At 42.8% G+C, this 21,460-nt stretch carries 26 protein-coding genes; 4 read left to right on the top strand and 22 right to left on the bottom strand.

The features are described from left to right. Genes DK415_RS04190 through DK415_RS04135 form a run of 12 tightly spaced genes read right to left on the bottom strand, consistent with a single transcriptional unit; the run spans nucleotide 1 to nucleotide 8,669 of the window. On the bottom strand, nucleotides 1-585 hold the full coding sequence (locus DK415_RS04190) for a LolA family protein (RefSeq protein ID WP_109432584.1): 585 nt from the start codon (nucleotides 583-585) through the stop codon (nucleotides 1-3). Beyond that, the gene (locus DK415_RS04185) at nucleotides 585-1,046 is read right to left on the bottom strand and encodes an acyl-CoA thioesterase (RefSeq protein ID WP_204098396.1); all 462 of its coding nucleotides are present in this window, start codon (nucleotides 1,044-1,046) and stop codon (nucleotides 585-587) included. Before DK415_RS04185 ends, DK415_RS04190 begins: the two co-directional genes overlap by 1 nt. Then, nucleotides 1,039-1,959, bottom strand: a complete 921-nt coding sequence (locus DK415_RS04180) for an LpxL/LpxP family acyltransferase (protein WP_109432583.1) — start codon at nucleotides 1,957-1,959, stop codon at nucleotides 1,039-1,041. Before DK415_RS04180 ends, DK415_RS04185 begins: the two co-directional genes overlap by 8 nt. Further along, nucleotides 1,956-2,678, bottom strand: coding sequence for a glycosyltransferase family 2 protein (locus DK415_RS04175; RefSeq protein WP_109432582.1), 723 nt, complete (start codon nucleotides 2,676-2,678; stop codon nucleotides 1,956-1,958). The genes DK415_RS04180 and DK415_RS04175 overlap by 4 nt, the downstream gene beginning before the upstream one ends. After that, a complete protein-coding gene (locus tag DK415_RS04170; RefSeq protein ID WP_109432581.1) occupies nucleotides 2,675-3,985 on the bottom strand; it encodes an AMP-binding protein in 1,311 nt (436 codons plus the stop codon). The genes DK415_RS04175 and DK415_RS04170 overlap by 4 nt, the downstream gene beginning before the upstream one ends. Next, nucleotides 3,978-4,523: a COG4648 family protein gene (locus DK415_RS04165; RefSeq protein WP_109432580.1), complete on the bottom strand. Its 546-nt coding sequence runs from the start codon at nucleotides 4,521-4,523 to the stop codon at nucleotides 3,978-3,980. Before DK415_RS04165 ends, DK415_RS04170 begins: the two co-directional genes overlap by 8 nt. Nucleotides 4,524-4,571: 48 nt before the next feature. Beyond that, a complete protein-coding gene (locus DK415_RS04160) occupies nucleotides 4,572-6,236 on the bottom strand; it encodes an ApeI family dehydratase (protein WP_109432579.1) in 1,665 nt (554 codons plus the stop codon). Continuing rightward, entirely contained in the window at nucleotides 6,236-6,487 is a 252-nt protein-coding gene (locus DK415_RS04155; protein ID WP_005715813.1) for an acyl carrier protein, read from the bottom strand. The genes DK415_RS04160 and DK415_RS04155 overlap by 1 nt, the downstream gene beginning before the upstream one ends. A 1-nt stretch (nucleotide 6,488) precedes the next feature. Continuing rightward, nucleotides 6,489-6,752, bottom strand: coding sequence for a phosphopantetheine-binding protein (locus DK415_RS04150; RefSeq protein ID WP_005715810.1), 264 nt, complete (start codon nucleotides 6,750-6,752; stop codon nucleotides 6,489-6,491). Beyond that, nucleotides 6,730-7,518: a lysophospholipid acyltransferase family protein gene (locus DK415_RS04145; RefSeq protein WP_109432578.1), complete on the bottom strand. Its 789-nt coding sequence runs from the start codon at nucleotides 7,516-7,518 to the stop codon at nucleotides 6,730-6,732. The genes DK415_RS04150 and DK415_RS04145 overlap by 23 nt, the downstream gene beginning before the upstream one ends. Then, nucleotides 7,503-8,246 carry a beta-ketoacyl synthase chain length factor gene (locus tag DK415_RS04140; protein WP_109432577.1) on the bottom strand — a complete coding sequence of 248 codons (744 nt, stop codon included), beginning with the start codon at nucleotides 8,244-8,246 and terminating at the stop codon, nucleotides 7,503-7,505. Before DK415_RS04140 ends, DK415_RS04145 begins: the two co-directional genes overlap by 16 nt. A 6-nt stretch (nucleotides 8,247-8,252) precedes the next feature. Continuing rightward, on the bottom strand, nucleotides 8,253-8,669 hold the full coding sequence (locus DK415_RS04135) for a hypothetical protein (RefSeq protein ID WP_109432576.1): 417 nt from the start codon (nucleotides 8,667-8,669) through the stop codon (nucleotides 8,253-8,255). Between the two features lie 191 nt (nucleotides 8,670-8,860). On the opposite strand from DK415_RS04135, the gene DK415_RS04130 reads away from it, so the two are divergent. Further along, nucleotides 8,861-9,286 carry an excinuclease ABC subunit A gene (locus DK415_RS04130; protein WP_109432575.1) on the top strand — a complete coding sequence of 142 codons (426 nt, stop codon included), beginning with the start codon at nucleotides 8,861-8,863 and terminating at the stop codon, nucleotides 9,284-9,286. Between the two features lie 87 nt (nucleotides 9,287-9,373). Here the strand turns inward: DK415_RS04130 and yigB are convergent, their stop codons facing one another. The 5 genes from yigB to DK415_RS04105 form a co-directional block, all read right to left on the bottom strand. Beyond that, nucleotides 9,374-10,087 carry a 5-amino-6-(5-phospho-D-ribitylamino)uracil phosphatase YigB gene (yigB, locus tag DK415_RS04125; RefSeq protein WP_109432574.1) on the bottom strand — a complete coding sequence of 238 codons (714 nt, stop codon included), beginning with the start codon at nucleotides 10,085-10,087 and terminating at the stop codon, nucleotides 9,374-9,376. A 10-nt stretch (nucleotides 10,088-10,097) separates the two neighbouring features. After that, nucleotides 10,098-10,988: a tyrosine recombinase XerC gene (xerC, locus tag DK415_RS04120; protein ID WP_048750148.1), complete on the bottom strand. Its 891-nt coding sequence runs from the start codon at nucleotides 10,986-10,988 to the stop codon at nucleotides 10,098-10,100. A 16-nt stretch (nucleotides 10,989-11,004) separates the two neighbouring features. Beyond that, complete coding sequence (dapF, locus tag DK415_RS04115) at nucleotides 11,005-11,829, bottom strand: diaminopimelate epimerase (RefSeq protein WP_109432573.1); 825 nt, start codon at nucleotides 11,827-11,829, stop codon at nucleotides 11,005-11,007. A 170-nt stretch (nucleotides 11,830-11,999) separates the two neighbouring features. After that, complete coding sequence (locus DK415_RS04110; protein WP_109432572.1) at nucleotides 12,000-13,844, bottom strand: ABC transporter ATP-binding protein; 1,845 nt, start codon at nucleotides 13,842-13,844, stop codon at nucleotides 12,000-12,002. An 89-nt stretch (nucleotides 13,845-13,933) separates the two neighbouring features. Beyond that, nucleotides 13,934-14,851 (bottom strand): cupin domain-containing protein, encoded by a 918-nt coding sequence (locus tag DK415_RS04105; protein WP_109432571.1) that lies wholly within the window; start codon nucleotides 14,849-14,851, stop codon nucleotides 13,934-13,936. Between the two features lie 113 nt (nucleotides 14,852-14,964). On the opposite strand from DK415_RS04105, the gene DK415_RS04100 reads away from it, so the two are divergent. Then, a complete protein-coding gene (locus tag DK415_RS04100) occupies nucleotides 14,965-15,306 on the top strand; it encodes a carboxymuconolactone decarboxylase family protein (RefSeq protein WP_032997740.1) in 342 nt (113 codons plus the stop codon). Between the two features lie 87 nt (nucleotides 15,307-15,393). Here the strand turns inward: DK415_RS04100 and DK415_RS04095 are convergent, their stop codons facing one another. Then, complete coding sequence (locus DK415_RS04095; protein WP_109432570.1) at nucleotides 15,394-16,437, bottom strand: glycosyltransferase family 9 protein; 1,044 nt, start codon at nucleotides 16,435-16,437, stop codon at nucleotides 15,394-15,396. An 87-nt stretch (nucleotides 16,438-16,524) separates the two neighbouring features. Between DK415_RS04095 and DK415_RS04090 the strand changes: the two genes are divergently transcribed. Next, nucleotides 16,525-17,250, top strand: coding sequence for a 3-deoxy-D-manno-octulosonic acid kinase (locus tag DK415_RS04090; protein ID WP_109432569.1), 726 nt, complete (start codon nucleotides 16,525-16,527; stop codon nucleotides 17,248-17,250). A gap of 59 nt (nucleotides 17,251-17,309) precedes the next feature. On the opposite strand, the gene coaD is transcribed toward DK415_RS04090, so the two are convergent. Then, nucleotides 17,310-17,795, bottom strand: coding sequence for a pantetheine-phosphate adenylyltransferase (gene coaD / locus DK415_RS04085; RefSeq protein WP_109432568.1), 486 nt, complete (start codon nucleotides 17,793-17,795; stop codon nucleotides 17,310-17,312). Then, complete coding sequence (gene waaA, locus DK415_RS04080) at nucleotides 17,796-19,079, bottom strand: lipid IV(A) 3-deoxy-D-manno-octulosonic acid transferase (protein ID WP_109432567.1); 1,284 nt, start codon at nucleotides 19,077-19,079, stop codon at nucleotides 17,796-17,798. A gap of 97 nt (nucleotides 19,080-19,176) precedes the next feature. Between waaA and DK415_RS04075 the strand changes: the two genes are divergently transcribed. After that, nucleotides 19,177-19,938 carry a glycosyltransferase family 2 protein gene (locus DK415_RS04075; RefSeq protein WP_109432566.1) on the top strand — a complete coding sequence of 254 codons (762 nt, stop codon included), beginning with the start codon at nucleotides 19,177-19,179 and terminating at the stop codon, nucleotides 19,936-19,938. A 95-nt stretch (nucleotides 19,939-20,033) separates the two neighbouring features. Here DK415_RS04075 and rplQ read toward each other — a convergent pair whose 3' ends face one another. Both rplQ and DK415_RS04065 read right to left on the bottom strand, forming a co-directional pair. Further along, a complete protein-coding gene (rplQ, locus tag DK415_RS04070) occupies nucleotides 20,034-20,423 on the bottom strand; it encodes a 50S ribosomal protein L17 (protein ID WP_048750157.1) in 390 nt (129 codons plus the stop codon). Between the two features lie 41 nt (nucleotides 20,424-20,464). Then, nucleotides 20,465-21,454: a DNA-directed RNA polymerase subunit alpha gene (locus DK415_RS04065; RefSeq protein WP_109432565.1), complete on the bottom strand. Its 990-nt coding sequence runs from the start codon at nucleotides 21,452-21,454 to the stop codon at nucleotides 20,465-20,467. Nucleotides 21,455-21,460: the final 6 nt, after the last annotated feature.

The raw sequence follows: 21,460 nt of genomic DNA, 5'->3' as shown, positions 1-21,460 counted from the left end.
TTATTCCAACGCCGCCTGCGCAAACGCCGTTAACGGTTGGTTTTGTTGGACATTGTCAAAATGAATTTGAGTTTTATCTCCTTGTTTTTCATCTAATACAATGGTTTTCACCACGCTATCACCTTGAATTTCAATGTGATTAAAAATCTGTTTCATCAGCAACGAACTTGGCGTTAACGTTAAAGACCAATTTTTCGCTTCACCAACCAGCGTTGCATCAAATTGCGTTTTTAACCCGGAAATATCCCCTGACAACAAACCGAGGAACAAGCTAATTTGTTCCGCCTGTCCCATTTTTCCATTTGCCACCCATTGCTTCCCGTCCCATTGCATAATGCCGTCTTTTTTTACACGGAGCTGATTAGTAAAGGGTTTTTCCATTTGCCATAAAAGCCCTTTCTGTGCCAATAAGACAAATTTACCTTGGGTGGTAATTGGCTTATTTAAAGATTTCAGAAAACGCTGCTGAGTAAAATCACCTTGTACGTTTTGTGGAGTTTGCAACAAAGTAATGAGTTCATTTTCAGAAAACGCCCAACTCAACGGACTCAGCCACAATAAACAAATAGCCAATAAAATGCGCATTATGCGTTCTCCTGTTGAAAACTCGGGTGATTTTCCACCGCACTTCGCCAACAAGGCGGTGTCTGCAGCTGCATCTCTCCGCTTTTAATTTCTACGGCCACTTGCGTTGTGCTACCCGCAGTGAGTTTCTCGTTCGTTGCAATATCACGAATAATATAATCAATGCGAATGCAGGTTTCATATTCCACCAACGCAAGCTCCACACGAATTTTTTGGCGAAACAACGCCGGTTTCACATATTTCAAATTCAACTGGACGATAGGCCAACCGTAGCCTTTTTCTTTCATTACGTCGTAGGTGTAATGAATTTCGTCTAAAAAGGCACAACGCGCCATTTCCAAATATTTCACATAATGCCCATGCCACATAATATTCATGGAATCCACATCAAAAAACTGGATTTCATATTCAGAAGCATGGTGACAATAAACATGTTTTTTCTTTCTTAACATTTTAATCATCTTCCCAAAAATCGTAAAAATTGAACCAATACAACGGGTTTTCGGCACATTCTTGCGCTAATAAATCCGCATAGCGTTGCATTGCCTGTTCAATATTCTCAGCACGTTGCTTTCCGTGCCCCTCGATAGGGCCGGAAAAATGACGCAATTTTAAATGATAGTCGCCCCATTTTTTTAAGCAAAAGATCGTATTAATCGGTGCTTTCAGTAAACTTGCCATTAGCCAAACACCTTTCGGAAAAGAAGCCTGAGCACCTAAGAAATCCACTTTTTGCGTTTTATCACCACGTACCGGCACGCGATCGGCTGCAATCGCAATCCACTCGCCACGTTTAAGCCGTTCATGTAGCTCCAACATTTTTGCCGCATCCAAATCCTCCACTTGAATTAATGGCAAGGAGGAAGCGCCCGCCTTTTCGAGAGATTCATTAAAGGCTTGTGCATGACGGTTATGCACCAAAATGTTTAACTTAAAATTGCTATGATTTGGATTATCGACCAACGCACGACAAATCTCGATATTGCCAAAATGGGAACAAACCAGAATTTGTCCACGACCTCCTGAACGAATCGCTTGATAGACGTTATCCGTGTCATCGTCAATTAAGTCAGCATAACGAATTTTTTTCTGCCAGACGGCAAAACGATCCGTGATCGCCTCACCAAAGGCTAAAAAATGACAAAACACGGGATAACGAGGCAAATTAACCTGAGGAAAGGTTTGTTGGAGTCGTTGTTGATAGCGACGAATATTACGTCGAGCCTTTTGAGACATCAGGAAAAAATAGCTCACTACAAAAAAAGTGACCAGTTTAATGACCCACAACGGGCAGTATTGCACAATAAGACGAGTTAAATTTAAGGAGAGCTTACTACCGCGCTCATTTTGCTCTGCCCAATGTTGAGAGCTCATACTTTACGCCCCGTCAATACTCGTGCCAACATACCCAAAAATAAACGGCTGTGCATTTTACTGATGCCCCAGTTATCGGCAAAACCACGAAAATGGGATATGCCGTCCTGTTGATAACGTACCGGCGTATCAACCCAAATTAAGGGGATTTGATGCCAATGGGCTTTCACCACGATATCAATATCGAAATCCATACGATTTCCTAACGACTCCGCTTGCATTAAATCCAAAATCGGCACTAAAGGATAAAGACGAAAACCGCACATGCCATCTTTAATATCAAAAGAAAGCGTATGAATAGCATTCCAAAAATCTGTAATTTTACGTCCGTATAAACGCGTTTTCGGTGCATCCTCGCCATAAATCGGTTTACCGCAAATAAGTGCGGTCGGATTTTTTTGCATTTCGAGCAACATTTTTGCCATATCTGGAAGGTTGTGCTGACCATCGGCATCCACCTGAATAGCATGAGTAAACCCCATTTCAGCCGCTTTCCTGAAGCCGATTTTCATTGCCGCACCTTTACCCCCGTTAGTCGGGCAGTAATGCACAAAAACGTTAGGTGTATGTTGCAATGTTTTTAAGACGTCCACGTGAGTTTCGGCAGAGCCATCGTCGACAATCAACACCGGGAGATGTTGTTTCAGTACCTGCTGAACAACATGTTCTATCGTGTTGGAATGATTATAGTGAGGAACAATGACAATAACCTTGTTCATAGAGCATCCTCTTTTCCTGCTAAAAAGGCTTGTTCAAAGTCAGGCCTACTAATTTTAGATTGGCTATTACGAGGCAGTGTTTCCACAAAGCGCCAAAAACGAGGCAACCCTGCATGTTCTTGAGTTTTCATTAGAAAGTGACGTAACTGACTCACTAGGACACGTCGTCCACGTTGTCGATAGGCTTGCATACCATCGGGATTTAACGCAACCCAAGCCGCCGGTCGAAAATGCATCGGATGTTGCGCAACATAACAATCCGCCACCCAAGGGTGACGCAATAAATCCTGCTCGATGTTCACCAATGAAATACGCTTGTCACCAAACTTCACAATGCGATCAATCCGCCCTAATAAATGAAATTTATCCTCAAATAATTCCGCTCCATCTGCCGTTTGCTCCCGTTGATTTAGCCAAGCAGAATCAACCCATAAGGCGCCTTCGGTATTCAGTCCGACCTTAGTCATTGCGGTCGGCTGCCACAAACCGTCATCAGCACGAAAAGCAATTGCGCCGGTTTCCGTGCTACCGTAGCACTCAATCACATCAACCTTCAATTGTTGCCGAATAGCATTGCCGGTATCTGTCGGTAATACACCGCCGGAGGAAATCATTCCCAGCAAAGGGCATTGATGTAACTTCGCATCATCCAGGTTTAAGCGGGTCAAAAGCGTTGGGCTGCTAATCCAAATACTTGCCGGTGCAGCAAAACTTTCTTTAATCAAATGTCCGGGATAAGGCTGTTGTTGACGTGCAATCGTCCACCCCATAATAAGCGGCAACATAATACGGTATGAAAGGCCATAATGATGTTGCACAGAAACACTGGATACTAAATGAATATGATTCCCCTGCGGGAAAGGAAGGGATTGATGGATGGCTTCCGCCTCTAACCACATTTGCCGAGCTGTTTTGACCAATATTTTCGCCTGTCCGCTACTGCCTGAGGTTTTTAGCCAAATTTCCGTGGGATGATGGCAATCAAAGTGCGGTAGGTTTTCAGGGGATTTTTGTTCAATACCGTAATGATTAAACAGGGTGTCATCAAACAGAAAATCCGCATTTTCTTTGATCCATTGTTGATTTTCCGAAAGCAAATTAGGAGGAAGTAAAATACGCGTACCGGAATGAAAACACGCCAGCATAGCACATGCAAACGATGCCGCATCATCAAACCAAAAAGCAACCGACTTAATCTGTTCTTGCTTTAATTGTGCTGAAATTTGCCATGCTCTTGTTAGAAAGTCTTGCCATTGCCAGTCAGGATGGCGGGCAATTAGTGCATTAGGATCCCGTAGATTATTCATAATGTTTTTTTACTTTTTGTCTGACCAACCATTCACCGGCCATCACAATCGCCATAATGCAATAGGAAATCACACCGGTGTAGAGTGCCCAAAAATCATAATATTCCAATCCAATGGCTGTCGCAGTAATCAAGATATTTACAATAAAAACCCCACACCACAGTTGAGTGACTTTTCGGGTATAACGAACACCATGCTCATTTAAATCCGGTGTTTGAAGACGCGCTAAACGCTCAACCACAGTTTGCCCACGCAATAGGCTCCCACCAAATAGCGAAAGCATTAACACGTTAATGACGATAGGGTACAAAAACATGGTTTCAATGGAGCGGGTTAGCGCCACCACAGCTAAAATAAACGCCATACACCAGGCAAAATAACGTTGCCCCTGCTGTTGAAAAGCCCCTTTACACGCCCAAAGCAACGCCATAATCCAAGGTAAATGAAACAGCATTTGCTGATTATCGGCGAATAACCAGAGTATCGGATAAGCGATACCGGTTAACATTAGTAAAAGGTTGATAATAATCTTAATCATATTCACAAGAGGCAACACAATTTATGAGGCAAACAAGTGATAACATGGTTAACGATACGATAACACTGCGACGCCGCTACAGCACATATCATTTTCTACTTTCAGTTGGAAAGTGACTTTATCCCGTTTCTCGGCGACGTTTAATTCAAGAGAAAAACGGTCATTCGGACGTAAGAATTTTTGGAATTTCAATTTATCCAAACGGCTAAATTCAACATTCTGCGCCACCAACGCTTTAATCTTGTCACTAATCCATTGCAATTCAATTGCGCCCGGCACTAAAGGGAAATTGGCAAAATGATCTTTAAGATACAACAAATCCAATGGCACTTTGCCGGTTGCCTGATAATGACGTTCAGTTTGCTGTTCGGTTAACCAAATCGGTTCACGCTGCGGCTCAATACAAGTGCGGTTAAATTCCAGTTTGTTTATTTTAGATTGGCTATTGCGCGGCAATTTATCCGTAAAACGCCAAAAACGCGGAATCGCCGTCTTATCCTGTGTTTCAGCCAAATACGCTTTAAGCTGGTCAATCAAATGACGTCGACCATTCTCTCTTAAAATTTCAATCCCTTGTGCATTTAAGCCGACCCAAGCAGCCAATCTAGGTTGTTCAGGATGTTGCGCAATATAGCAATCCTCAACCCAAGCATGTTGGTTTAACTTGGTTTCAATACCGGCTAATGAAGTACGTTTATCACCGATTTTGACGATACGATCACTGCGCCCTAATAAACGGAATCCACCATCAAGAAACTCCACCACATCTGCCGTTTGCTCACGTGTCGAAAGCCAACATCCCTCGATCCATAGCGCACCATCTTCATTACAGCCTAAACGACTATTCGGCAAGGTTTGCCATAAATGAATATCATCACGAATCGCAATTGGGCCGGTTTCCGTACTGCCATAAATTTCAATGACAGGCTGCTGCAATAAATGGCGCATTTGTTCCGAAGTTTCTTCCGGTAATGCACCACCGGAAGAAATCACACCGACGATATTTTTCGGCATTGTCGTATTAAACCAGTCAATACGGGTTAGCATAGCGGGGCTACTGACGATCACTGTCTGTTCAGTATTCCGAGCTTCAGCAAGCATACATTCCGGATAAAATTGTTGCTTACGCCCAATTTGCCAGCCATTGACCAAGGACATCATGATGTGTACGGTTAAACCATAAATATGTTGAATACTGACCGTACTAATAGCCGTCACATTATTCTCAGCTTTAAACGGCAAGGCTTCTGTCAAGACTTCCGCACCAAGCCACATTTGCTCTGCGGTTTTAATGATTGTTTTTGCCTCACCGGTACTGCCGGAGGTTTTCAGCCAGATTTCCGTTTGGTTGTCATAATCAAAGAGCGGTCGATTTTCAGCGTGTTTTTGACAAGACTGTTGCGCACCAAAATCATCAAAACACACCGCCAAGGAAGAGTGAATCCCCACATCGGTTAGCCACAAATCCGCATGGGTGCTCACCCACGCTACACTTTCCGGCGTAACATTCGGCGGGAAAAGCACCCGCACTTTGGCATGCCAAGCGGCTAAAAGCGTACACGCCAATTTGGCGCCGTCTTCAAACCATACTGCAACAGCTTGAATCTGACGGTGTTGAAATTCTGCGGATATTTGATACGCTTTTTGTTCGAAATCCGAATAGCACCATACAGGGTCGAGTGCAATGAGATCGGTTGGGGCATATTTACGCATTATTGAACGCTCTGACTAATTTTTAGCACGGCTTTGACCACATCATCTACGGTACGGACATTACGAAAATCTTCCGCTTGCAATTTGTGGCCTGTTTTACGTTTAATGTGATCGATCAAATCAATCGCATCAATGCTATCAATTTCTAAATCTTCATACAGATTAGTTTCCGGCTTAATTCTTTCCGGTTCGATTTCAAATAAAGACTCAAGCGCCTCAGTCAATAAATCTCGAATTTCTTGTTCGGTCATATTACGCCTCACCTTTTTGACTACGAATAAAACTTGCCAAGGTCGCTACACTTTCAAAGTGATTACGTACTTGGGTTTGTTCACTATCCAGTTGCAAATGAAATGTTTTTTGCACTGCCAAGCCCAGTTCAAGCGCATCAACAGAGTCCAACCCTAAACCATCATCACCAAAAAGTGCGGTGTCATTTTCAATATCTTCAACACTAATATCTTCTAATGCCAAACTATCAATAATTAATTGTTTAATTTGCTGTTCCAGTTCCATTTTTGTTGTCCTTTGTGTGTAAATTAAAATAATCTTCTAAATATTTAGTCAATCGACGAGAAGCCATTGGTAAAGATTGGGTTTGTAGCCAGTCTTGAGGAGCGATATCTTCCCCAACAATAAGCTCATATTGAATGCGTGTCTTCGGAATTTGATACCACGGTTGACCTTTTTTCAAATTTAACGGAAGCATTCGAATCACGACTGGTGTAATCACTTTAGCGCTACGTAAACCGATAGATACTGCACCTCGGTTAAGTTTAACCACCCCATCCCAACCGGTTCGCGTTCCTTCTGCAAAAAGCAACAAAGCTTGTTCTTTGAGTACTTCGTCGCTTTGTTCGAGTAATTCGACAGACTCTGTATTAGGTAAAAAACCACAAGCCAATATCTGATTTCGCATGGTAGGGTTATTTAATAAATCTTTTTTAACAATACAGTTGAGCGTTGGCACTTTACCTAAAATTAATACGACATCCAATAAAGAAGGGTGATTTGGCAGTATTAATTGTCCAGGACGACCAAGCTTTTCAAATCCTTTATAAGTGACTTGTAATACACCAACAAAAGATAAATAACGAATAAAGTAATACCAAATCCGACCAACAAAACGGCGCGTCTTTAATTGATTTTGTAGCGAGTGAGTTTTGCGAGTAAGCATGTAGGGATACAAAACCAACTGAAGTAACACGCCTGCCGTACCCCAAAAGAAAAAACCAATTGCTGTCCCGATAAATCGTCGAAGCCAATCTAGTTTTTCTGCCATGTCCAAACGCCTCCCGTACTATTTGGCGTTTGCCATTGTGTGCAGTTTAAATGCTGATTTTTAACCCATTCTAAGGCCGAATCCAAAACAGGTTCCATTTCAAAAGCGCTATTAGAAAGACTTAATTGGTATTGTTCCCCGGCTTCCACCACCAATGCCAACGCATAGCTAAAAGGCTGACGCATAACCGGATGAGCGTTGTATTCCAGGGCAAGAGGTGATTCTGCGACAACCACAAGAACCTGCTTTTTACCTTCCCGTAACAGGAGATAGGCTTCCAATAATGCAATCTCCAAATTGTCTTTGTTAGCAACCAGTGCAGTTGTTTCCGCTTTCACTTGACGCAATTCAGACCATTGCCCGATTAATGCATTGTGTACTGACAAACTGAAAGAGGTTGGAGATACATCCCCTTCCGTTAATAAAGCATGCCACAAACTAAAGTTGCGATTAATTTCACTATTTGCTGACGCATAAACCACCGGTAAATTGTTTTTCTCCTCAACCAGATTCCAAGCTGCCTCAAAAATTAAACGGGCGGAATCGCTTAAACGGCGACGTTTTAATGGCGCTAAAAACTCAAGTTTAGGAACAAAATCAGGAAAACTTCCGCTATTTTGTTGCCAATGAGCATATCCTAGCGCCCAATCATTGTCGGATAATATCTTATTACAAACAATGTTCCACGCTGAAATATTGCAAGAAAACTGACAAATGGTCTTAGTCATTATGGTTTATTGAAAGAGTTGGTTAATCATTAAATCCGTTTGACCTTGTAAACCAACCTGATCAACACGTTCTTTCTCATCACCGCGACGTTTATACGATAATGATCCCAAAGATTGTTTTGTTCCCATCTCTTTCAACTCAAATTTAGCACGGCCAATAATATGATTATTTCCTCTTACGTTAAAAAATAAGACGTAATCACAATCCGCTTTATTTCTCATTAATTCAGCTGAAATATTTTTATTTTTTAAGCTACGCGTTAATGCATCAATAAAATTATCCGGCGCAGCTTTAATACTGCCTTTTAAACAAATATGCTTAATGTTCTGAGTCGCACTAACAGGTTTTAAATCAACAACACCGGAAGAACAAGCAGTCAAAGAAAATGCGGCTAAACTCATAGATAACAATAATTTTTTCATGAAATGATCCATTTAATTAAATTTAAAATATCAAAATGCAAATTTTGTCAATTTTACATACCCAGCCTAATTAAAGCAAATCGCAACCCAATAAGAAAGACAATATGTTAATTCGTAACTAAAATAAAAATGCTATACTCAATCTGATTGTATTCACGATCTCAATTTATTCACTACCCAAGGAGAGGTTTATGAAACTTACTATGAAATTAAGCGTTGTCTTAGCCAGCATCTTCATCGCTGCTTGCGCACCAAGAGACACTGCACATCACTATGATATCCAAAGCGCTTTAAAATCAGCAGAAGCGCAAGGCATCATAAACCCAAACATTAAACTTTATTTCGGCAAACCTGCACCGGGAAAAGTCATCGCAGCAAATGCCGTAACGAACAAAAAAACGAATGCCGCTAACAAGTCAGATGAAAAAGCCTGCCAATGGGCATTCTTATCCGCCGTAAAACAATTACAAGAAAAAGCACAATCCTCGGGTGCCACAAAAGTGGGTAACATCGTGAGTTACTACAAAAAGACCCCTTATACTAGCGAAACACAGTATGAATGCCACGCGGGCAACCTTATCGCTGGTGTCGCACTAAAAGGCGATATTGTAAAATAATCGGAAAGATTCATTCATAAAATAAAAAAGGCATAGATTGACTATGCCTTTTTCTTTATCAAAACACGGTAAAAAAGGACCGCACTTTTAACAATGCAACGACAACAATGCTGATAAATCCGACATTTCTACCGTTGGTAACAGACGAGCATCGCTGAATTGGTGAATATGCTTTTGAGTTAAGTTTAACCAAACTGCTTGGCAGCCGGCTTGGATGGCGCCTTGTACGTCAGTTTGTAAGTTATCGCCTACGTGCAAAAGTTGGTGTGGTGAAATATTGAAATGCCGGGCGGTCTGTCGGAATAAATCCTCATGGGGTTTAGCTCTGCCATGCTCACCGCCGCGTAATGTTAAATCAAAGTGGTGAAAGCTAATACGTGCCGGTTCTACATTGCCGTTAGTTATCGCCACAAGTTTATAGTGTTGTTTGAGTTGTTTTAGAATCTCGAAACTTTGTGGTGGCACGTCGATTTGATGGCGCCAGTGTAAAAAATACGACATGGCTTTTTCAGAAATAGCGGAAATGTCCCCCGCACTTTTTTGTCGTTTTGCTAATAGCGCTTGTAAACTTTGCGTTCGCCATGCGGTAACATTTTCTTGTAGGAGAGGATTTTCACGCCCAATCGTTTCTTTCCAAAACACCCATTCCGCCTGCGTCACGTCTTGAACACCGTCATATTGGCGTAAAAATGCCAAAAATTCACTTTCCGCTTTAATCATCACCTGTGAGTTATCGTATAAGGTGTCATCCAAATCAAAACTGATCACCTGAAAAGGCTGTAAAGTGCGGTAAAATTTCATGACGTTTCTCTTATTTTTTCCGTTTGGCTCGCGGATGCGCCGCATCATACACGTCTGCTAAATGTTGAAAATTTAAGTGTGTATAAATTTGCGTTGTTGATAAATGACTATGTCCGAGCAATTCTTGCACCGCACGTAAATCCGAACTGGCTTCCAACATATGAGTAGCAAAAGAGTGGCGAAGTTTGTGCGGATTCAAATGGCTATTCAACCCTTGTCGAATTCCCCAGCGTTCCAAGCGCATTTGAATCGTGCGCGTGGACATGCGATTCCCCAACTGACTGACAAATAACGCATCGTCTTTTGGGTTAAATAACAACCGCACTTTGAGCCATTGTTGAATGGCGTGGGAAGCATAACGTCCCAGTGGCACAATGCGCTCTTTATTCCCTTTACCAATCACCCGCACTTCACGCACGCGAAGATTAATGCTGTTTAAGTTCAATCCTTGCAATTCCGACAAACGCAAACCGGAGCTGTAAAACAATTCAATCATGGCACGATCGCGGATATCAATAGGTTCTTTACTGTCATTAGCAAGTAATAGCTGAATTTGATCCGTATCGATGTTTTTGGGTAAATGTTTGGGTTGCTTAGGTGCGGAAACGCCGACAGCCGGATTCACCTTGAGCAGCCCTTGATACACCAAATAACTCAAAAAGCGGCGCAACGCAGAAAGGCGTAACGCTAAGCTTTTTTCTTTTAGGCCATCCTGTTTACTGCTTTGTGCCAGCACATAGCGCACGACACTTGGTGTGACTTGTTGCCATTGTTGAATTCCGGCGTCCTGCAAAATGGCGATAACGCGTACCAACTGATGTTGATAGTTGGTCAGCGTATGAGGACTCACTTGACGTTCAATGCGCAGATAAGTTAGGTATTTTTGCAGTTCGTTTTGCATCGCAGATGATCGAAAATTAGAGATAAATCACGCCGTCATAGACGTGGGTGGCGCTACCGGTCATATACAGCGGATACCCTTCGCCTTGCCATTCAATCAGCAAACTGCCGCCGGGCAAATCCACCTGCACTTCATTGTCCAATACGCCTTGCATAATCCCCACAGCGACTGCCGCACAAGCACCGCTACCGCAGGCTTGGGTTTCGCCCGCGCCACGCTCATGTACGCGTAATTTAATATGTTTACGGTTCACCACTTGCATAAAACCGGCATTCACCCGTTCCGGAAAACGCTCATGGTTTTCGAGTAATGGTCCGAGCTGCGCTACGTTAGCCGTGTGAATATCATCCACCTGCACCACACAATGGGGATTCCCCATGGATACCGCGCCACACAGTACCGTTTGAATTTCCGTGCGCAGAATATAATTTTTCTCGAATTTATTGGCGGTAAACGGAATTTTATTCGGCTCCCAAATGGGTTCGCCCATGTTCACACGCACATTGTCGTCTTCCTTAACGGTTAACACCATTTTGCCGTTTTGCGTACTGACGGCGATGTCCTTTTTATTGGTTAAGCCTTTAAGCGTGACAAAACGGGCAAAGCAACGGGCACCATTACCACATTGCGCCACTTCACTGCCGTCCGCATTAAAAATACGATAATGAAAATCCAATTCAGGATCATAAGGCGGCTCCACCACTAATAGCTGATCAAAACCAATGCCACGATGACGATCGGCTAAACGTTTAATGGTGTCGGCGGGAAAATAAACATTCTGCGTAACCGCATCCACCACCATAAAATCATTGCCGAGCCCGTGCATTTTAGAAAATTGCATGTGTATCCTTAAAATCGTTTAAATCATGCGAAGCATTATAATCAGCCCTATCCGTTGAGTAAATCTATTGCTTCTACGCTAAAAAAATGCGAAGAACACAAGGCTGAAAAACGCCGTAAAAAGAAACCGCACTTTGCCAAGCAAAAGTGCGGTCGTTTTAGAAGGTATTTTTAATCTGTGTGCCCACTCAAGAAGCCACCGCTTTGGTGCTGCCATAATTTGGCATAAAGACCGTTTTGTGCGAGTAATTCAACATGAGTGCCTTGCTCCACGATTTGTCCGTGATCCAACACAATCAGACGATCCATCGCGGCAATCGTAGACAAACGGTGCGCGATGGCGATAACGGTTTTGTTTTCCATCATTTTATCCAAACTTTCTTGAATCGCCGCTTCCACTTCGGAATCCAACGCACTGGTGGCTTCGTCCAATAATAAAATCGGCGCATCTTTTAGCATCACGCGGGCAATGGCGATACGTTGACGTTGCCCACCGGAGAGTTTCACGCCACGTTCACCAACGTGCGCATCATATCCCTTGCGTCCCTGTGCATCACTTAAAAACGGAATAAAATCCGCCGCTTCTGCACGCGCCGCCGCATCAAACATTTCCTGCTCGGTGGCACTCGGTCTGCCGTACACGATGTTATCACGCACAGAACGGTGCAATAACGACGTATCTTGCGTCACCAAACCGATTTGACTGCGCAGGCTTTCCTGTTGCACGTCCATGATATTTTGTCCATCAATGGTAATGCTGCCTTGTTGCGCTTCATAAAAGCGTAACAGCAAATTCACAATCGTGGATTTCCCTGCACCGGAACGCCCAATCAATCCCACTTTTTCACCTGGTTTAATGGTTAAATTAAAATGGCTCAACAAAGGTTTTGCCGGATCGTAGGCAAAACTTAGGTCGTTAAATTTAATCTCGCCACGCGTGACATTTAACGGTGGGCAATTTGGTTTATCCAAAATGGTCTGCGGCTTGGTCAGCGTATTCATGCCGTCATTTACCGTACCGATATTTTCAAACAAGCGTGCCGATTCCCACATAATCCAACGCGACAAGCCATGAACGCGCAACGCCATCGCCGTGGACGTAGCGATCGCGCCAACGCCGACTAAACTTTGTTGCCATAGCAATACACCAATGATTGCCGTACTTAAAATCAACACGACATTATTGATGTAGGTTAAGCTGTCTAGCGAGGTTGCCAAACGCATTTGGGCATGCACCGTGACCATAAATTCCTCCATGGAACGTTTGGCGTAACCCGCTTCACGAGCACCATGAGAAAACAATTTTACGGTGGCAATATTAGAATAGGCATCGGTAATTCGCCCCGTCATTAATGAACGGGCATCCGCTTGACGTTGAGCTGTTTTAGACAGACGGGGAATTAACAAACGCAAAATGGTGATAAAAAGCACAATCCAAACAAAGAAAGGCACGAGGAACCAACTATCCAATGATGCCAACACCAAGCCTGAGGTCACAAAATACACCACCACATAAACCAACATATCGGCGATCGTCAGCACCGTATCACGCACCGCTAAAGCCGTCTGCATGACTTTGGCAGACACCCGTCCGGCAAATTCGTCTTGGTAAAAACTTAAACTTTGCCCCAACATCAGACGATGGAAATTCCAACGCAGGCGCATTGGGAACACGCCTTGTAAGGTTTGCAGACGCACGGAGGAAGCTAAAAACAACCAAACGATGCTGAAGACTAACAAGCCGCCCATCCCCATGAGTAAATGGCCTTTTTCCTGCCATAAGGTTGCCGGTGTATAAGCCCCTAACCAATCCACCAACAAGCCCATGAATTGGAACAACATGGCTTCCATCACACCGTTGCCAATCGTCAGCACCGCTAACAACAAAATCCAGCCTTTCATGCCCTCAATACTCGACCAAATAAAGCGGAGCAAACCGTTTTCCGGTGTTTTCGGCGATTGGTCGGGATAGGGGTTCAAGCGATTTTCAAACCAACTAAAAATTTTATTTAACATATCATCTTTCCTTAAAAACAAAGGGCAACCTTATTCGATGTTGCCCACAAACTGCGGCATATTATAGCCTAAATTGTCTTCAACCCATACTAAAGGGAGACACGTTTACGGTATTGGCTTGGACTCATACCGTAAGCGCTTTTAAAAGCCTTGCTAAAATGCGCTTCCGATTGATAGCCCACGTCCAACGCCACCGCCAATACACTTTTCTGGCCTTGGTTTAATAATAGCGCCGCTTGTTGAAGACGAAGCTGAGTTAAAAATTTACCCGGTGCCATACCGATTTTTTGCTGAAACACCCGCATAAAATTCGCTCGCGACATTGCCGCCAACTCGGACAAAGAATCCATATTCCATGCTTGTTGCGGTGCACTTAATAACTGTGTTATCACATGACTCAAACGTTTATCCTGCAACCCCGCCAACACCCCTTGATTTAACTGAGTTGATTGCAATCCGTGGCGCAAAATATAAATAAACAGCACCGTGACCAGTGAATCAATCAAAGATTTCGCCCCACTTTGCGTTTTGTTCGCCTCCTGTTGTAGCACCTGAATCAATGCTAACAACGGCGTATCATGCAAAGACAAATGCAAATATGTAGGCAGCGCCTCTATTAACAACGACGGACGACTGTAATACAACATGCCGCAAAACATTTTCAAATCCGGTGAATTCCGCCCAATATGATAAACCTTAAATAAATCTGTCTGGTTTTCTTGCGGTGTTGCCAGAATTGACGATGCTTGAATTGCCGCCTGTGGTGAGTGGCTGGTAATCAAGTGCGGTCGATTTTGTGGAAGAAAAAAGACATCGCCCGCTTGCAAATGAATCTGTTGATTTTCCAAACTCAACCAACAATTCCCTTGTTCAATCAAATGAAAAATGCCGACATATTGATTTTCACCAATGTCCTGCTGCACCTGCCAATCACCCTGAAATAAACAACGGACGTTCACTTCTCCGCTGACCTGCGCTAACTGAATAAGTTTATCTAAACAATCCATAATGAGATTTTAAGTATAAAAGTTAAGACGAATTGGCAAGTATGATACAAGAATTCGCCTATAATTTGTTCCGAAATTCAGAACACATTTTAAACATATTTAAGGAGAACAAGATGTTTGCAGATTGGAAAAATGATGTTGCCCATGTAAAAAAATCATTCGGCGAATTAGGTAAAAAACACCCGAAAATGTTACAAGCCTACGGCGCACTAAGCGCAGCAGCGGCAGAAGGCGACGTGTTGGATGCTAAAACCCGCGAATTAATTGCCCTTGCAGTGGCCGTCACCACGCGCTGCGAAAGCTGTATCGGCGTACACGCCGCGGAAGCGGTAAAAGCCGGTGCAACCGAAGAAGAAGTAGCCGCAGCCTTAGCGATGTCAATCGCACTCAATGCCGGTGCTGCCTACACCTATTCTTTACGCGCATTAGAAGCATATAATACGCAGAAAGACTAACTTCATTTATTAGGAACTTTATATCATCGGCACCTTTTATAGGTGCCGATTTTCTTATAAAAAACAAGATGAAAAACCACCGCACTTTTACGGCAAGAGAAAGGCTTCCATTTGTTTAACCACCTCTTTCACTTCAATTTGAGCCATCAAATTTTGCCCTTTTAACTTGGTTGCCCAAGGCAATTGCGCTGAAGGTTTGCCGTATTCTTTTTGTACATTTTGTTCATACACAGAAACCACATTATCTAAATTATGGTAAGGTCCGGTGCGAAGTGGATTATGGTAGGCATATAGCCCAATAACAGGCGTCCCTTGTGTCGTGGCAATATGCGCCGGGCCGGAATCCGGTGAAATCACTAAATCGACCTCGCGAATTAATGCGGTCAGTTGAGTTAAAGTCAACTTGCCAGCCACATCTACAGGCTCAAAATTGCATAAGGTTTTTATTTCCTCAATCATCGCCAATTCACGTGGCGCGGGTGAGCTACATAAAATCACATTGATATCATGTTGATGTGCCCAATTTGCCACTGCAGCATAACGTTCCACCAGCCAGTCTTTTTCTTTTTTGCTGGAACAAGGTGACATCAGCAGATTTTTGCGATGCGGATCAAGATATTCTCGCACGGCTGTTAAATCCGCCTCCGTCACCGGTAAATCCCACTGCGGTTGAGAGAAGGGGACACCAAGATAGTCGGCAAATGCCATAAACCCGTCTAATACATGCGGCTTAGCAGGATCATGAATTCGTTGATTCGTAAACAACCACTGCCCTTCTCGTGCCCGTTGCTTACCGAAACCAATACGGTATTTCGCATGGATTCCGAGAGATAAAATGGAGGCTCGAAAGGCTGTTTGCATATTCAAAAGTGCATCAAATCGACGATGTTTCAATTGCCGCCATAAATCCCACACACCACGCCAACCGCTCTTTTTATCGTAAACAATAAATTCAATGCCCGACACATGGCGAAATAACTGCGCTTCAGTTTTGCCAATAATCCAAGTAATTTGGGTGTTCGGCCAATAACGTTGAATATGTTGCACTGCCGCTAACGCATGACAAACGTCACCGATAGCGGATAAACGTAGAATGCAGAGAGATTGAGGTGCTTGGGAGAAAAGTGCCATGGGGATTTGTTATCTCGGTTAAACTTGGGAATCGGCTTATTTTAAAGTAGAATGAGCCTATCCGCTATCTCATTTTCATCACTTAAAATGCTTGAATTTCAACTCAAAAACGACTTTTTTCTCTTTAATTTTGATCAACCGCTGGCAAACCAAGATCTGTTTTTTAATCCAACATTTTGGCAACAACACAATCGCATTATCGGCTCCGCCAAAGGGCGTGGCACCACGTGGTTTCTCCAAACCGCAGATCTATTTGGCGTAAACACGGCATTACGACATTATTATCGCGGTGGCTTGTGGGGAAAAATCAACAAAGATCGTTATCGCTTCAACGATTTGAACCATACTCGCAGCATGGCGGAATTCAACCTACTAAATCAATTACATCAAGCTGGTTTACCGGTGCCGAAACCGATTGGGGCTCGGGTGTATAAGGGGAATCTAGGCATTTGTTATCAAGCCGATTTATTAAGTGAAAAAGTAGAAAATGCCCAAGATCTGACCGCACTTTTACAACATCACGTCCTTGAACCCAAACAATGGCAAGAAATCGGTGGACTTATTCGCCGCTTACACGATTTACAAATCTGCCATACTGACCTCAATGCCCATAATATTCTGTTTCAACAAAACGAAAGCGACAGCCAATTCTGGCTCATCGACTTCGATAAGTGCGGTGAAAAATCCAGAAGTTTTTGGAAAGACGCAAACTTACAACGATTACATCGTTCTTTTATTAAGGAAGTGGAACGAATGCATATTCAGTTTGATGAACAGAATTGGCGGGATTTACTCGAGGGATATTCAAGCTAAGGAGAAAATGCTAGTGCAGGCAAAATACATGCACTAGTGACATAGTAAGTTACAGATGCCTATGTACCTAATTCTCGTTTATGCTGCAACGCCTTTAACACGGCCGGTGGAACAAGTTGGCTCATGTCGCCATTATGAAGATAAATCTCACGAATCATCGTAGAAGACACATAAGACCATTGCTCGACCGGTGGAAAAAACAGGCTCTCAACACCATGCGTCAACAAACGGTTAAGATGGGCTAGCTGAACTTCATATTCAAAATCTGTCGTACTACGCACCCCCCGAATAATCGCTTTGACATGATATTCCGCAATGGTGTCCGCTAATAAATTATTAAACCCAATCACTTCCACATTTGGCAAATGCGCTGTTGATTGACGCGCCAACGCTACCCGCTCCGCCAAACTGAATAACGGTTTCTTACTTGGGCTTTCGGCTACGGCTACCAAAACGTGAGAAAAAAGCACCGCACTTCGCTCAATAATATTTAAATGGCCATTAGTTAAGGGGTCAAAAGTACCGGGATAAATTACCGTTGTCATTTAGTTTGCCTCATTCAAATAAGGTTTTAATAAATCCATCACTCGTTGCAACGCACCGCGATTTTCATTTAATACTGCATAACCTGCATTACCATAACGTTGGCTAAGCGTCGGTGATTCTAAAAACTGTGCAACAGCCTCTGCCACGGCTTGAGGACTTTCTTCCGTCATTAACACGCCTTGACGCGCTTCCAACTTGGCAAATATTTCAGGAAAATTGAAGGTATGTTTACCGCTAATCACCGGCAATTTGAACGCTAACGGCTCCAACGGATTATGCCCGCCATGTGCCACTAAACTCCCGCCAACTAAGGCAACATCTGCCATGCCGTATAGCAACATCAGCTCACCCATCGTATCACCGAGTACTACTTGCGTTTCTGCCTGTGGAATCAAATATCCGCTACGACGAATATAATTAAAACGTTGTTGTTCAATAAGCTGTGCAACGGAATTAAAACGCTCAGGATGACGAGGGACTAAAATCAGTAATAAATCGGGAAAGCGCTGCAGTAAAGTGCGGTGGCTTTTTAAGATGATTTCATCTTCACCTTCATGGGTACTCGCCGCAATCCAAACAGGGCGACCAGTATTCCATTGGGTTTTTAATGCCGAAATGTTAGCCAATAAATCGTCTGTTAAATTTAAATCGTATTTAATGTTGCCGGCCAATTTTAAGCGTTCTGGCGCAATCCCTAATTGAGCGTAACGCGATAAACTCACCTCATCTTGCGGAGCAATTAAAGTGATGTTCTCTAAAAGCGGTTTTAATGCCTTTTTAAACCAACCATAACGTTTGGTAGAGCGTGCTGATAAGCGGGCATTCACAATAACAAATGGAATTTGTTTCTTGGCCAGTTGATGAATCAGGTTAAACCAAAGTTCCGTTTCAATCACCACGACTAAACTTGGCTGCACAAAAAGAATAAAGCGTGCAACGGCATCAGGTAAATCATAAGGCAAATAAACGTGAGTAACACTTTCTCCAAAAACCGCTTTAACGCGATCAGAACCGGTAGGTGTCATGGTCGTGACGGTAATCGGCAAATCCGGATAATCGTGCTGAATACGCTTAATCAGTGGCACTGCAGCGATGACCTCTCCCACAGAAGCGGCATGAATAAGCACACCATTAGGTTTAGGCGAGGACAACTTACAATACAAGCCATAACGTTCACTCAAACGTTTACGGGCATTAGATGCCTTTATGCTACCAGCCAGCAGTGTCAACCACAAAAATGGCTGGGCAAGATACATTACACAGGTATAAAAAAAACGTAACATAGAAAATACGCCGGCTTATGTTAGAATTGCGAAAATTAATAATGATAAACAAGCGCTTAGTATAAGCGTTTGCAACAGATTCACAAAGGATAAAAACATGCCTACTATCAGTGTTGCGATGATTGTCAAAAATGAGGCCCATCACCTCGCATCTTGCTTAAATACGGTGAAAGATTGGGTAGATGAAATCATCATTTTAGACTCCGGCAGTACAGACGATACGCAACGCATCGCCGAGCAATACGGTGCAAAATTTTACCAGAATATTGATTGGCCTGGCTTTGGTAAACAACGCCAATTGGCTCAACAACATGTCACCAGTGATTATGTACTATGGTTAGACGCAGACGAACGAGTCACACCAGAATTACGCCAATCTATTCAAAATGCAATAGCACAAGATGCACCAAATACAGCATACAAAATCCCGCGTTTAAGCGAAGTGTTCGGTAGCCAAATTCGCTACTCCGGCTGGTATCCCGATTATGTCATTCGTCTTTACCGCACAGATTTCGCCCACTATGGAGATCAATTAGTGCATGAAAAAGTCGAATTGCCTGCCAATGCGGAGATTCAAAAATTAAATGGCGATTTGCTTCATTACACTTATCAAGATATTCATCATTACTTAGTCAAATCTGCCGGCTATGCCAAAGCATGGGCAGAGCAACGAGAAAAAGCGGGTAAAAAAGCCACCTTATGGCAAGGCATAACCCATGCTATCGGTTGTTTTGTAAAAATGTATTTTATTCGATTAGGTTTCTTGGATGGCAAGGCAGGGTTATTACTAGCAATTCTTTCTGCACACTCTACTTTTGTAAAATACGCAGATTTATGGGTTAGAAAGAGAACTAAATAAGAGTGATATATTACGATATTTTAAGCCTATAACTCTTTAAAAATAAAAAAGGTCGAATGTTGCCATTCGACCTTTTTAGTTAATAAATTAAAATCTTATTCCGCTACAGCTTCTTCAGTAGAAACTTCCGGACGATCAACTAACTCAATGTAAGCCATTGGTGCATTATCGCCTGCACGGAAACCACATTTAAGAATGCGGGTGTAACCACCAGCACGCTGAGCAAAACGTGGACCTAATTCATTAAATAATTTTGCAACAGTTTCAATATTGCGTGTACGAGCAAAAGCTAAGCGGCGATTTGCCACAGTGTCTACTTTTGCTAAAGTAATTAACGGCTCAACTACTCGACGTAATTCTTTTGCTTTAGGCAAAGTTGTTTTAATGATCTCATGACCAATTAAAGAACTTGCCATATTACGGAACATCGCTTGACGATGACTGCTATTACGGTTTAGTTGACGACCACTCTTACGATGGCGCATAACCTTATCCTTCTCAGAAAAATCTTTAACCTACGACCAAACTAGTCTTCAGCAATACTTGCTGGTGGCCAATTTTCAAGGCGCATACCTAGTGATAAGCCTCTTGAAGCGAGCACATCCTTAATTTCAGTAAGTGATTTTTTACCCAAATTAGGAGTTTTTAACAACTCAACTTCTGTACGTTGAACTAAATCACCGATATAGTGAATTGTTTCTGCTTTCAAACAGTTAGCAGAACGAACTGTCAACTCTAAGTCATCAACAGGACGAAGCAGAATTGGATCGAATTCTGGCTTCTCTTCCTTAACTTCAGGCTGACGAACATCACGCAAATCAACGAATGCATCAAGCTGTTCTGCTAAAATTGTTGCTGCACGACGAATCGCATCCTCAGGATCAATGGTACCATTTGTTTCTAGCTCAATAACCAATTTATCTAAATCGGTTCGTTGTTCAACACGTGCTGCCTCAACATTGTAAGCAATACGGTCAATAGGGCTATAACAAGCATCTACCAATAAACGTCCAATTGGACGGTCCTCATCTTGATTCTGAGTACGAGCAGATGCTGGGACATATCCTCTACCACGCTGGACACGAATGCGCATATTAATTGACGCACTCTCATCTGTTAAATGGCAAATGACATGTTCAGGATTTACAATTTCAACATCACCATCATGGGTAATGTCTGCAGCAACAACAGGGCCAATTCCAGACTTACTAAGTGTCAAAAGAACATCATCTTTATTTTGTACTTTTACAGCTAAACCTTTTAAGTTTAACAGCACTTCGATAATATCTTCTTGTACACCTTCTTTACTACTATATTCATGCAGTACACCATCAATCTCTACTTCAGTAACAGCACAACCTGGCATTGAAGATAAAAGAATTCGACGTAGTGCATTTCCTAGAGTATGACCGAAACCACGCTCTAAAGGCTCTAAGATCACCTTAGCCTGAGTTGAGCTAATTTGCTCAATATCAACTAAACGTGGTTTTAAAAATTCTGTAACAGAACCCTGCATTTTATC

Source organism: Aggregatibacter segnis (genome assembly GCF_003130075.1).
GTDB classification, from domain to species: Bacteria; Pseudomonadota; Gammaproteobacteria; order Enterobacterales; family Pasteurellaceae; genus Aggregatibacter; species Aggregatibacter segnis_A.
Note: the sequence above shows the minus strand (reverse complement) of the source record. Positions and strands in the feature narration are given on the sequence as shown.